7 protein-coding genes are annotated in these 12,433 nt (G+C 72.8%); 3 read left to right on the top strand and 4 right to left on the bottom strand.

The window, feature by feature from the left end; all coding sequences use genetic code 11:
* Window positions 1-12 precede the first annotated feature (12 nt).
* Entirely contained in the window at window positions 13-1,563 is a 1,551-nt protein-coding gene (locus ABZX90_RS26900; RefSeq protein ID WP_355208824.1) for a GMC family oxidoreductase N-terminal domain-containing protein, read from the top strand.
* 109 nt (window positions 1,564-1,672) lie between these two features.
* Here ABZX90_RS26900 and ABZX90_RS26895 read toward each other — a convergent pair whose 3' ends face one another.
* The 4 genes from ABZX90_RS26895 to ABZX90_RS26880 all read right to left on the bottom strand — a co-directional run bounded on the left by ABZX90_RS26895 (window position 1,673) and on the right by ABZX90_RS26880 (window position 10,024).
* Complete coding sequence (locus ABZX90_RS26895; protein WP_355208822.1) at window positions 1,673-6,322, bottom strand: hypothetical protein; 4,650 nt, start codon at window positions 6,320-6,322, stop codon at window positions 1,673-1,675.
* 65 nt (window positions 6,323-6,387) lie between these two features.
* Window positions 6,388-7,266, bottom strand: coding sequence for a hypothetical protein (locus ABZX90_RS26890; RefSeq protein WP_355208819.1), 879 nt, complete (start codon window positions 7,264-7,266; stop codon window positions 6,388-6,390).
* Between the two features lie 181 nt (window positions 7,267-7,447).
* On the bottom strand, window positions 7,448-8,965 hold the full coding sequence (locus tag ABZX90_RS26885; protein ID WP_351132441.1) for a hypothetical protein: 1,518 nt from the start codon (window positions 8,963-8,965) through the stop codon (window positions 7,448-7,450).
* 354 nt (window positions 8,966-9,319) lie between these two features.
* On the bottom strand, window positions 9,320-10,024 hold the full coding sequence (locus tag ABZX90_RS26880) for a GntR family transcriptional regulator (RefSeq protein ID WP_355208815.1): 705 nt from the start codon (window positions 10,022-10,024) through the stop codon (window positions 9,320-9,322).
* Between the two features lie 238 nt (window positions 10,025-10,262).
* Between ABZX90_RS26880 and ABZX90_RS26875 the strand changes: the two genes are divergently transcribed.
* Both ABZX90_RS26875 and ABZX90_RS26870 read left to right on the top strand, forming a co-directional pair.
* Window positions 10,263-11,582 carry an MFS transporter gene (locus tag ABZX90_RS26875; RefSeq protein WP_355208813.1) on the top strand — a complete coding sequence of 440 codons (1,320 nt, stop codon included), beginning with the start codon at window positions 10,263-10,265 and terminating at the stop codon, window positions 11,580-11,582.
* A gap of 62 nt (window positions 11,583-11,644) precedes the next feature.
* Entirely contained in the window at window positions 11,645-12,433 is a 789-nt protein-coding gene (locus ABZX90_RS26870; protein ID WP_351132467.1) for a putative hydro-lyase, read from the top strand.

Raw genomic sequence — 12,433 nt, 5'->3', positions numbered from 1 at the left:
GGTCAACACCTCATGAGCGAAGATGAGTTCGACTATGTCGTGGTCGGCGGCGGTACGGCGGGCAATGTGGTCGCGGCCCGCCTGTCCGAGGACCCGTCCGTCACCGTGTGCGTGCTGGAGGCCGGGCCCAGTGATGTGGGCGACGACGACATCCTCAGACTGGACCGCTGGATGGGCCTGCTGGAATCCGGCTACGACTGGGACTACCCGGTCGAACCGCAGGCCACCGGCAACAGCTTCATGCGGCACGCCCGCGCCAAGGTGCTCGGCGGCTGCTCCTCGCACAACTCCTGCATCGCCTTCTGGGCTCCCGCGGAGGACCTGGACGACTGGGCCGCCGCGGGCTGTACGGGCTGGAGTTCGGCCGAACTCTTCCCGCTCTACCGGCGGCTGGAGTCCAACGACGCTCCGGGCGACCATCACGGCCGTACCGGCCCGGTGAAGCTGCGCACGCTGAAGGGCGAAGACCCCTGCGGTGTCGCCCTGTTGGAGGCGTGCGCGCAGGCGGGCATCCCGACCACCTCGTTCAACAGCGGCACGACGGTGGTGCGGGGCGCCAACTGGTTCCAGGTCAACTCCGACGAGAACAACATCCGGCAGTCCTCGTCGGTCGCGTACCTCCACCCGGTCATGGGCAAGCGGCCGAACCTCTCGGTACGGACGGGGGTGCGGGCGAAGAAGCTGGTCCTGGAAGGACGGAGGTGTGTCGGCGCCGAGTACCTCGACCCGGATCTGATCCACACCAGGACGGTCCGGGCCCGGCGCGAGGTGATCGTGTCCTGCGGTTCCATCGACACGCCGAAGCTGCTGATGCTGTCGGGCATCGGGCCCGCGGGACATCTGCGCGAGGTCGGGGTCGACGTGGTCGTGGACGCGCCGGGCGTCGGCGAGAACCTCCAGGACCATCCCGAGGGCGTCATCATGTGGGAGGCGAAGCAGCCCATGCCCACCACGTCCAGCCAGTGGTGGGAGGCGGGCATCTTCTACGACACCGAACCGGGCCTGGACCGGCCGGACCTGATGTTCCACTACGGCTCGGTGCCGTTCGACATGAACACCGCGCGGCACGGATTCCCCACGTCGGAGAACGCGTTCTGCCTCACCCCGAACGTCACGCGCGCGAAGTCCCGCGGCACCGTGCGGCTGCGCACCCGCGACTACCGGGACAAGCCGATGGTCGACCCGCGCTACTTCACGCACGAACACGACGTGCGGGTCATGACGTACGGGCTGAAGCTGGCACGGCGGATCGCCTCACAGCCCGCGCTGAGCGGCTGGGCGGGCGCGGAACTGGCCCCCGGGCCGGACATCCGGTCCGACGACGAGCTGCTGGGCTACATCCACCAGACCCACAACACCGTCTACCACCCGTCCTGCACCGTGAAGATGGGCGCGGACGACGACGCCTCGGCCCCGCTCGACGCACGGCTGCGGGTCAAGGGGGTCGAGGGTCTGCGGGTCGCGGACGGCTCGGCGATGCCGGATCTGATCTCCGTGAACCCGTGCATCACCACCATGATGATCGGCGAGAAGTGCGCCGACATGCTGAAGGAGGACGCGTAGACGAGCGCCCCGTGAGGGGCGCCGGGCTGTAGCGACATGCGGCTCCGCCGCGTGGGCGCGGCCGGCCACGAACGGCCCGCGGTTCCCCCACCGCCCCGTCCCTACGGGGCTACGGTGCGATGGGGGCCGGGCGCTTGAACATCCGCGTCGCCGTGATCTCGGTGTGCACGGTTTCCCCGGCGGGCGCCTCACGCGGCAGTCCCGGCCGGAGATGCTCCTCGACGCTGATGTACTTCAGCCCGGCGCGAAGGTCGGCGTCGTTGCGCAAGCGGATGACGAGAGGGAACTCGGCGAGCGCGGTCGTGTCGAACAGGCCGGTCGTGTAGAGGAGCTGGACGCCGAGCGCGTCCGAGACGGCCCGCTGGAGCTCCAGCAGATACGTCGCGTTGGCGCGCCCGATGGGGTTGTCGAGGAACAGGGTGCCTGCGTGCCGGTGCTTGTCACGGCCGCGGTCGTTGCTTCGCAGCGCGGCCATCGTGCAGTACAGCGCGATGGCCGCGGTGAGCAGCTGACCACCGGAGAACACATCGCCCATCTGCCCGACTGGGACGCGTTCGGCGCGCAGCACGGCGTCCGGCTTGAGGATCTCCACGGCGACGCCCTTGGGCTGGAGCGCGGCGCCGACCCCGCGCAGCAGCAGCGACATGCCGTCGCGCCGCATGTCGGAGTTCTTCTTGACCGCCGCGCGGGTGGCCTCGTCGACCACCTCGCCGAGCCGCTCGGTGAGGGTGGCCTGGTCGGGCTCCTCGAAGCGGATGCGCAGGAACTCCTGCCCGGACCACTCCCCGAGCCCTTCCGGCAGCCGGGAGAGCCGCTGCGCGGACCGCAGCGTGGCGAGGGCGGACTCCACGAGACCGCGCAGCCGGTCCACGATCGAGTCCCGGTTACGCTCCAGCTGCTCCAGTTCATCGGTCAGCACCCGCAGCCGGGGCGCGAACGCGTCCGCCCACTTCTGTGCGTGCTCGGGCAGCGAGGAGGCGGGCAGCTCGCGGATCTGCTGCCGGGCGGGGGTCCGCACCTGCTCGTAGCGCGTGGAGTTGGCGTGCCGTACGAGGATGTCGCTCGCCTCGCGGACGGAGGCCTCGGCGGCGGAGAGGTCGGCGGCGCAGCCGCGCAGCGAGCGGCGGCTCTCAGCGGCGGAGTTCCGCGCCTCGTCGAGGGTGCCGGGGTAGGGCTCGGGTTCGTCCTGCTCCTCGTCGGAGTGTTCCCGGATCAGGTCCCTGAGCAGGGCGGACGTCTCGTCGAAGCCGCCGGCCGCGTCCTCGGCGGACCGGTGGGCGTCGAGGAACTCGGCGTGTGCCTCCCGGGCCTGGTCCAACGCCTCGGTGCGGGAGGCGAGTTCGGTCGTGGCGGTGCGCAGCAGGGCCTGTGCGTGCTCGGCGTCGCCCGGAACCAGTTCCGGTGCCAGCTCGGTGTGCGCCTCGCCGTCCTCGGGCGCGTGCCGCTCGGCCTCGCCGCGCAGCCGCCCGAGCTGTTCGCTCGCGGTCGACATCCGGGTCTCCAGCAGTTGCACCAGCTCTTCGGCCCGCGCCGCGGCGGCCTGCCGGGAGGGGCTGTCGGAGCCGTCGGGCGACTCCAGGAGCTGTGCGGCGCGTGTGCGCACCTTGTTGCTGAGCCGGTCCAGCTCCGCGAGTGCCGCGCTCTCGTCGCTCTCGGCCCGGGTCTGCTCGGCCCGCAGGTCGGCACCCACGCCGACCTGCTCGTACAGCTGCGACGCGGCCCGGTAGGCCTCGCGCAGGGCGGGCAGCGAGGCCTTGGCCGCCGTCTCGTCCTGCTTCACGTCGTCGGGGGCGCCCGCGATCTCCGCGCGCTCGGCGCGCAGCGCGCGGGCCGTGCGGCGGGCGTCGTCGGCGGCACGCTGGGTGGCGCGGCGGTCCTCGTCGGCGGCGCGGGCGCGCTCCAGGCAGACCTGGGCGCGGGCCTCCGACTCCGCTGCCTCGTCGGCGAGTTCCCGCAGCTTGACCTGCCAGCCGGAGCGTTCGCGCAGCCGGAAGGCGAGTCCGGCGAGGGCGTCGGCGGCGCGCCGGGCCTTCTGCGCGGCCTCCTGCCGCTCGTCGCGTACTTGGGCCGCGTCGGCGGCCGTCTCGTCGGCCTCGGCGCGGACGGTGCGGGCCTCGGCCAGCTCGGCCTCGGCGTCCTCCGCGAACGCGCGCGCGTCCCCGGCGGTCGCGGCCAGCTCGGTGAGACGCCCGGCGGGGCAGCCGGTGCGCCAGGACGCGAGCCGCGCGGCGAGCTCCCGGTCCTTGCCGAGGCGGGCGGCGAGGGTACGGATCTCCTCGTCCCGCAGGCCCGTGCGGGCCCGCAGCGTCTGGCGCTCCTCGTCGGCCGCGTGCTCGTCGTGCATGGCCGGGTTCGGCGGCACGAGGAAGACGCCGAAGCCACCGATGCCACCCTCGTCTCCCGCGTCGGAGGCCGGGGTCGGGGCGAGCAGGGCGGCGGCCGTGCCGACGGCCACCGCCGAGCGCGGCAGCAGTGCCGCGTCGGTGAGGACCTCGCGGGCCCGCGCATGGGTGTCCGGGTCGGTGATGATCACACCGTCGACGAGTTCGGGCCGGGCGGCCAGTACGCGCGCGTGGTCGACGGGGTCGACGGCCTGTGCGAGGTAGCGCCATCCGGGCAGCGCGGGGATGCCGTGCTCGCCCAGGTATTCGACGGTGGCGAGGACGTCCGGGCCGGGCGGCAGCAGCCCACCGTCACCGAGCGCGCCGAGGATCCGCGCGTCGTCGGCCGCGGCGGTGCGCAGTTCGAAGAGCTGCCGTTCGGCGGAGGCGACCCCGTCGTCGAGGAGTTCGCGGAGGTCGTCGGCGTACCGGTCGAGCTCTTCGGCGCTCAGCGGCGGACCGCTCGACGAGCCGGCCGGAACGTCGGCCTCCTCGTCGCGGCGGGGCTGCGGAACGCCGCGGTGGGTTTTGGAGCCCGGCAGGCTGAGCAGTTCCGCGAGCCGCTCCTCCTCCGCGAGCGCCTGGGCCGTGCGCCGTTCCGCTTCGTACGAGCGCTCCGCGGCCGTCGCCGCGTCCGCCGCGCGGGCCGCCGTCAGTTCGGCGCGGGATTCTGCGGACGCCGCCTCCCGCGCATGGTCCGCGGCGCGTCGTGAGGCCTCGCGGGCGGTGTCCCAGGCGGCGACGGCGGTCTTCTCCGCGTCGCTGGCGGCGAGGGCGGCGCGGGCCGGGTCGGCGTCGGGTGCGCTGTCGTCGAGCCAGCCGGCGCGGACCGCCTCGGCGGTCTCCTGCTCGACCTCGGTCAGGCGCTGACGCAGATGCCCGACTTCGCTGCGGGCGCGCTGGGCGGCGGTGGCGGCGGACGTCGAGTCGGCGTGCGCCGTCTCGCCGGCCTCCTGGAGGCCGGCGGACCGCTCCTCCTCCTCGTTGGCGAGCGACTCCGCGCCTTCGGCGGCCCGGTGCAGGGCGCGTACGAGGTCGACGGCGGCCCTGGCGCGGGCGGCGAGCGCGGGAGCGGCGTCGCGTTCGGCCTCGCGGATCGCGTCGGCCACGCGGGTGGAGCGGTCGGTGGCGGCACGGTGGCGCAGCACGACCTCGGCGGCCTGCCAGGCCGCGTGCAGGGTGCGCGCGTCGGCGAGTTCGCGCTTCTGCGCGGCCGCCGACTTCTCCGCGCCGGCGAGGGCCAGCGAGGCGTGGCGGTAGGCGAGTTCGGCGGCGATCAGCGCGCTGCGCTCGCGGGCGCCCTCGGCATGGGTGACGCCGTACGCGGCGGCGGTCACGCGCTGGGCGAGCTCACCGGCGCGCACCCGCTCCCGCACGGCTCGCGCGGACAGTCGGCGCGCCAGCGTCCTCGTCCGCCGTTCGGCGCCGGTGTGGATGTCACGCGCGCGTGCCCGTGTCTCGGCGGCGTCGACGATCCGGCCGAGCAGGTCCACGGAACCGCCGGTGAATTCGCGCTCGGCGATGAGTTCGGCGCGTCGCCCCAGCTTGTTGCCGAAGCCGCCGACCAGGTCGGCGAGCCCGTCGGTGTCGCGGGTGTCGGTGACCGCGCGCAGCAGGAGATCGGTGAAGTCGGAGTCCTTCTTGACCGCGAAGAGGCCGGCTGCCTCGCCCTCGTCCGCGTTCATCTCCCGCTGGTAGCGGAAGAGTTCGGGGTCGAGGCCCAGGTCACCGAGGTGTTCGTTCCAGCGGTCGTGGATCTCCTCCCAGTGCACCTCGAGGTGCGGGTACGCCTTGCCCGCCTCGGTGATCGCGTCGCGGAAGCCCTTCATGGTGCGCCGCCGCCCCTGCGCGCCGGAGGCACCCTCGACGGGTGGCCGTACCGCGGTGGCCTCGGCGACGGGCAGGTTGTCCAGGCTGAGTCCCGGTCCTGGCCGGAACGAGTACCAGGCTTCGGCGAACTTCCGCGGGTCGTTCGAGACCTGCCGCCCCCGCCACTCGCTCGCCTTGCCGACCACCACGCACTCACCGGTCAGTGTGTGCTGCCACTCCAGCGCGACGTGTCCGCAGTCGTCGGCGAGGAGGAACTTGCGCAGTACGCCGGAGCTGGCGCCGCCGAGGGTGTTGCGGTGGCCCGGGAGCATCACCGAGAAGATCAGCTTGAGCAGGACCGACTTGCCGCCGCCGTTCTCCAGGAAGAGCACGCCTGCGGGCGCGGGGCGGCGCGGCGGGCCGACCGGCTCCTCCTGGAAGAACTCCGCCTGGGTGGGTGCGGGGTCGGGCACGGGCTCGCCGACACCGCGCAGGTCCAGCACGGTGTCGGCATAGCGCGCACCGGCGGGCCCGATGGAGTAGAGGCGGACCCGGGACAGCTCGTACATGGCGGCGGACTCTCGTAGTCGTGGAGGTGAGGTCGTGGGAGGAGGCCGGGGGCGGCAGGCGGACGTCAGGAGTGGAAGGGCAGCCCGGCTCCGGCCGCCAGCTCCAGGTCGTCGGTGTCCTCGGCGGGCAGCAGGGTCGCCGTGCCATCGGTCACCGGGACGATGCCCAGCTCCAGCAGTTCCGTCAGGGCCGCGCTGCCCGCCAGGTCGCGGACCTGGAGCTGATAGCGCGCCGTCGTCCGGAACGTCCCGCCGGATTCGTCGCCGGTGCGCTGGAGGAACCCGGAGTCGGTGAGGAAGGCGACGGCCTTGGCGATGATGCCCGTCGTCGAGCCGGCCAGTCTTCGCGCGTCCTTGGTGGCGCCGGTGGAGCTGCGCCGCGCCCAGATCCGCCAGGCCGCCTCCAGGCCCGGCGCGTCGGTCGCCGGGTCGGTGTTCTCGCCGGTCTCCTCGGCCCGCTCCTCCAGGCGCCGGCAGGCCTGCCGTACGAACGCGTCGACGCCGTTGACCGAGACGCGCCCGATGTAACCGTCGTCCGCGAGGTCCTCGGGGCGCGGGAAGGCCATGGCGGCCACGGCGAGGTGGGCGAGTCCGTGCAGGAAACGGTCCCCGGAGTCGGCCGAGGCGCGACGCGCGTAGTCGCCCATGCGGACGGCGAAGACCGAGTCCTCGGCGGCGGTCACCGCCATCCCCGCGCGCGGGGACACCTCCAGAACGATCAGCCCGAGACCGGCGGCGACCGCGTCGGCGAGCCGCGCGAAGGGCGGGTCCTCGCGATAGCGGCGCAGCAGGTCGGCGTATTCCTGGTCGCGGGCGGGCTGGAGCTTGGGCTGCAGTCCGAAGGACACGAGCCGCGCCGCGTCGGCGGCGTCGGCAGGGGTGACGGGGGCGTTCACCGGCGCGGCGGTGGCCTCCGGTTCACTCCATTCGACGTGCTCGGTCACGACTGGGGCTCCTTGTTCGGACTTACGACGGTAGGGACGGTATTGACGGGGGTGCGGGCGAATGCCCTGTGCGGGGGACGACGGCGGGACGGGTGGGGCTTCGTCGCGCGGTCGCTGCCGGCCGTACTGGACGCGCGGGCCGGGGGTGACCCTCGGTCCCCGAGGTCTCGCGGCGGAGCGTTCATGCCCGGTCCGCCTTCATCCCGGCCGCGTCGAGCAGGGCCATGCCCACGATCAGATCGGCCCCGCCGAATTCCGGATCGTCCAGCTCGGTCCCGTCGTCCACGGCGAACAGAAGGCGCTCTTCGCCCTGCCGGTAGGCGGTGCCGACCGGCGGGCTCGCGGCGTGCACGGCCAGCAGAGCCACCAGGTAGGGCAGCTCGGGATCTCGGCGGCGCGCCTCCGCGAGCAGCCCGGACAACCGGCGCGGCGCGTCGGGGGAAAGATTGAGCAGTTCCATGGCGGAGGCGAGCTGCTCCTCGCTGAACCGGCTGTCGTCCGGTGTGGCGATCAGGTCGGGCTCGGGCATCTCCGCACCGAGGTGTTCCCGCTCCAGCGGCGGCGTCAGCAGAATGTCGACGAGGTCCGCGACGCGTACGGCGACGGGTGTCCGCAGGCCGGTCCCGCGCGCGAAGAAGGCGTCGGTGACGCGCAGCGCCCGCTCCACGGGCAGGGGCAGCACCGGGGCGACCAGATGGCCGTAGAGGTCGATCCCCGAGGTCGTCATGGGGGTCCCGAAGGCCTGCCGGTCCTGCTCGGCGCGGAACAGCGGGCCGGCCTCCAGGAGGCGGGACTGGAGCTGGGTGTGCCTGCGGATGCAGTCCTTGACTATGTCGACGAGCTCTGCGGCGCGCCGCTTCTGCTCGGGGTCCTCGGACTCGTCCCGGGCCTTGCGGATGTTGGTGAGGATCGCGTTCTCGTGGCGGTAACGGTCGGCGACGTGGTCCAGGGCCTCGGCGATCATGTCGGGCACGGCCTGGAGCCAGTCGACGGCCCGCACATTGCGCCGGGTCGCGTCGAGAGCCCTGCGGAGCGTCTCGGCGTACTGCACGGTCCGGTAGCGGGCCTGCTCGGCGGCGAGCTGCGCGTCGGCCAGCCGGCCGCGGCTGATCAGGACCTCCAGCTTGACCTCGGCGGCGATCTGCGCGCTGGTGACGTCGGTGTCGAGGGCGCCGACGAGGACGTTGACCGCTTCGTCGGTCGTACGGAGGTAGACACTTCCCCCGTAGCCCGGGACCTCCTCGATCAGCTTGAAGTCGTAGTCGCGGCGCACATAGGTGCCGTCGGGGGCGAAGGTGCCGTACACGGCCCGGAAGCCCCGGTCGACGCTGCCGACGTTGATCAGGTTCTCCAGGACCCAGCGGGCCACGCGCTCGTGCTCGACGACCGGGCGCCGGGGTGCCTGGGCCGCGATGCGCGGGATGAGCCTGGCCACTATCTGATCGTGGTCGGCGCCCGTGTCGAAGTCCATGTTCAGTGTGACGAGGTCGATGGCGGCGAGGGCGACCTCGGCCATGCCGTACACCGTGTACTCGCCCGCGAGGTTCGCCTTGCGCACGTCCAGGTCGTGCAGCGGCGCGGTGCAGGCGAGCGCGCGCAGCCGCCGCGCCAGGCCCTCGTCGGCGGCCGGGCCCGGAGCCGGGCGCGGCCCCGCGCTGAGCTGGCGCGGAACGCTGTCCGTCGATGCAGGCGAAGTCACGGTGCACAGACTAGGTCCTCGGTCCGACAACGGTCGAAACGGCGCAGAAGCGACCGCCGTCCCCGGCACCGCCACGAAACCGCCGCCCCGGCCGTACCCCACACGCACCGCACAGCCCCCACACGCGGGCCCCGCAACGCAGCGGCCGATCCCCTGCCCCCGGTCGGCCGCGGCCGGGCCGGCCAGTCGCGCACCTGCCCCACATGGCCGACGCCACACACCGGCGCGGCGACCCGAGGCCCGAACACCTGCCCAGGTCAGCCGTGCCTCGCCCGCCTGAGCCAGGCACTCGCCCGGAGCGGCCTTGGACGCGACGCCTGCGGTTCCCGCGCCCCACGCCGGAGGCGCCCCGCGTCAGCCGACGCCCTGTCCCCCGTCGGCCACGCGTCGCGCGTACACCTCGACGAGGTTCTTGAGCGAGTCGTCGAGGTAGCCCGCGAGGAGGCGCTCCGCTCCGTCGCGGTCTCCCGCCTGGAGGGTCTGGAGGATCTCGTGGTTGCGCACGAGGTAGGGCTCGTGGAGCCGCTGCGGATCGTCCACGACGTGGAAGGCGAGACGCAGCTCCGCGAAGACGCTGCGCATCACCTCGTCGGTGCGGGCGCTGCCCGCGAGCGCGACCAGCTCGCGGTGGAAGTGGATGTTGGCGGTCGACATCCCTTTCCAGTCACCTTCGCGGGCCGCCCGCTGCCCGTCGGAGACGGCCCTGGCGAGCCCGACCACGGCGTACGGCGGGCTGCCGAGCCCGCGGACCACGGCGCACTCGACGAGGGCCCGGGTGCGGTAGATGTCCTCGACGTCCTCGACGGTGAGCACCCGCACGAAGACCCCGCGATTGAGCTCGTGCACCAGCAGCCGCTCGTGCGTGAGCAGCCGGAACGCCTCCCGCAGCGTGTTCCGCGAGACACCGAGCGCGCCGCCGATGCTGTCCTCGGACAGCCGCGTCCCGGGCGGGAAGAAGCCCTCGGCGATCCGGCTCCTGAGGATGTCCGAGACACGCTCGGCGGTGCTTGTACGCCCCAACAGGGCGCGATCGTCGGCCAGTTCCGTCAGCTCTGCCATGCCCGGAATTCAACCGCAGATACAAGAACGAAACAACATGGGTATTGAGGGATCGTTCAACGATCCTCTACGTTGTCGGGCAGGCGCTCACCGCACCACGGCTGGTGCACACCTCTCGGCATGGCTCTGCGTACCACTGTCCGCACCGCTCTCCGCACCGCCCAGGCGCCCACGGCTTCCGCACGGCACGGCACGGCTCGGTCCTCAAGCACTCTCCGTCCCTCACTGCGAGGTGCCCATGAGCACGACCCCTCCATCCCAGGCCCTGACCGCCGGCTCCCCACCCGTCGCGGGTGAACCCACCGTTCACGACGGCGCGTTCGGCTGGCTGCGCGCACTCGGCCCGCGGGGCCGCCGCGCCTTCGGCGGCGCGTTCGGCGGCTACGGCCTCGACTCGTACGACTACTTCACCCTGCCGCTGAGCATGGTCGCCCTCGCGGCGTACTTCGGCCTCGACAGCGGCCAGACCGGCCTGTTCACGACGGTCACGCTGGTCGTCTCCGCGGTCGGCGGCGCCGTCGCCGGGGTGGTCGCGGACCGGATCGGACGCGTCAAGGCACTGATGATCACCGTGATCACCTACGCGGTGTTCACGGTGGCCTGCGGCTTCGCGCCCAACTACGAGACGCTGCTGGTGTTCCGCGCCCTCCAGGGCCTCGGTTTCGGCGGCGAGTGGGCGGTCGGAGCGATCCTGGTCGCCGAATACGCGAGCCCCCGGCACCGGGGGCGCACACTCGGCGCGGTCCAGAGCGCGTGGGCCGTCGGCTGGGGCCTGGCGGTGGTCGTCTACACACTGGTCTTCCAGTACCTCGACGACGACATCGCCTGGCGCGTGATGTTCTGGACCGGCGCGCTGCCCGCGCTGCTCGTGGTCTGGGTCCGGCGCCGTGTACAGGACGCCCCCGAGGCGGCCGCGGTACGCGAGAAGAGCGCGGACAAGGGGTCGTTCACCACGATCTTCAGGCCCGGTACGGCCAAGGCCCCGGGTCTGCTGCGCACCACGTTCTTCGCGGTCCTGCTCTCCACCGGTGTCCAGGGCGGCTACTACACACTCGCCACCTGGGTGCCCACCTATCTGAAGACGGAGCGCGGACTGTCCGTCGTCGGCACCGGCGGCTACCTGACGCTCCTGATATCCGGAGCCTTCCTCGGCTATCTGACGGGCGGTCTGCTCACCGACAGACTGGGCCGCAAGCGCAACATCCTGCTCTTCGCGATCCTCTCCGCGGCGTGCATCCTCACGTACGCGAACATCCCCAGCGGCGCCAACACCCTTCTCCTGGTGCTCGGTTTCCCTCTCGGTTTCTGCATGTCGGCGATCTTCAGCGGCTTCGGCTCGTTCCTCAGCGAGCTGTACCCGGCGTCGGTGCGGGGCACGGGACAGGGCTTCACCTACAACACCGGGCGCGCCGTCGGCGCGGCCTTCCCCACCACGGTCGGATTCCTGGCCGACAGCTGGGGTGTGGGCGGCGCGCTGGTGTTCGGCGCGATCGGCTACGCCCTCGCCGCGGTCGCCCTGATCGGACTCCCCGAGACGCGTGGCCAGGAGCTCCTGTGAACGACACCGTCCAGGTCCGACCGCCGGCCTCCACCGGGGACCGCACACCGAGCCCGCCGGCGATCGACGGCCACGCGCACGCGTGGACCCCCGGGAAGGCCCGCCGCCGGTTCCGTGCGGGGCTGTCCGTCCCCACCGCCGGAATCGCCGCGGGACACACCCAGGCGAACCTGATCTCGGTGCCCGCCGACTGGGCGTACGAGATGCTGCTGTTCTGCCAGCGCAACCCGAAGCCGTGCCCCGTCCTCGACGTCACCGACGCCGGTTCCTGGACCACTCCGCTCGCGGTGGGCGCGGACCTGCGGACGGACCTGCCGCGCTACCGGGTGTGGGAGCACGGCGCGTTGGTCGCCGAGCCCACGGACGTCGTCGCGTACTGGCGGTCCGACCTGGTGTCCTTCCTGATCGGGTGCAGCTTCACCTTCGAGTGGGCACTGAGTTCGGCGGGCGTCCCGATGCGCCACATCGAGCAGGGCCGCAACGTCTCCATGTACGTCACGGCGCGGCAGTGCCGTCCGGCGGGGCGGCTGCACGGCCCGATGGTCGTGTCGATGCGTCCGGTGCCGCCCGAGCACCTGGCCGCGGCGATCCGGGAGAGCAGTCTGCTGCCCGCGGTGCACGGCAGTCCGGTGCACTGCGGTGAGCCGTCGGGGCTGGGCATCGAGAACCTCTCGCGCCCCGACTTCGGCGATCCGGTGGTCGCCGCCCCGGACGACATCCCGGTCTTCTGGGCGTGCGGAGTGACGCCCCAGGCGGCCGTCATGGCGTCCCGCCCGCCGTTCGCGATCACCCACGCGCCCGGGCAGATGTTCCTCACGGACACCCGCGACGAGCAGTACCGAGTGGCCTGA

The organism is Streptomyces sp. NPDC002935, from assembly GCF_040611295.1.
Taxonomy (GTDB): Bacteria; Actinomycetota; Actinomycetes; order Streptomycetales; family Streptomycetaceae; genus Streptomyces.
The sequence above is the reverse complement of the archived record's forward strand: the minus strand, read 5'-3'. Positions and strand labels throughout refer to the sequence as shown.

Excerpts from the sequence above, each read along its gene's own strand:
- ABZX90_RS26900 (WP_355208824.1), top strand. The coding sequence starts at position 13 with ATGAGCGAAGATGAGTTCGACTATGTCGTGGTCGGCGGCGGTACGGCG.
- ABZX90_RS26895 (WP_355208822.1), bottom strand. The coding sequence starts at position 6,322 with ATGTACGAGCTGTCCCGGGTCCGCCTCTACTCCATCGGGCCCGCCGGT.
- ABZX90_RS26875 (WP_355208813.1), top strand. The coding sequence starts at position 10,263 with ATGAGCACGACCCCTCCATCCCAGGCCCTGACCGCCGGCTCCCCACCC.
- ABZX90_RS26880 (WP_355208815.1), bottom strand. The coding sequence starts at position 10,024 with ATGGCAGAGCTGACGGAACTGGCCGACGATCGCGCCCTGTTGGGGCGT.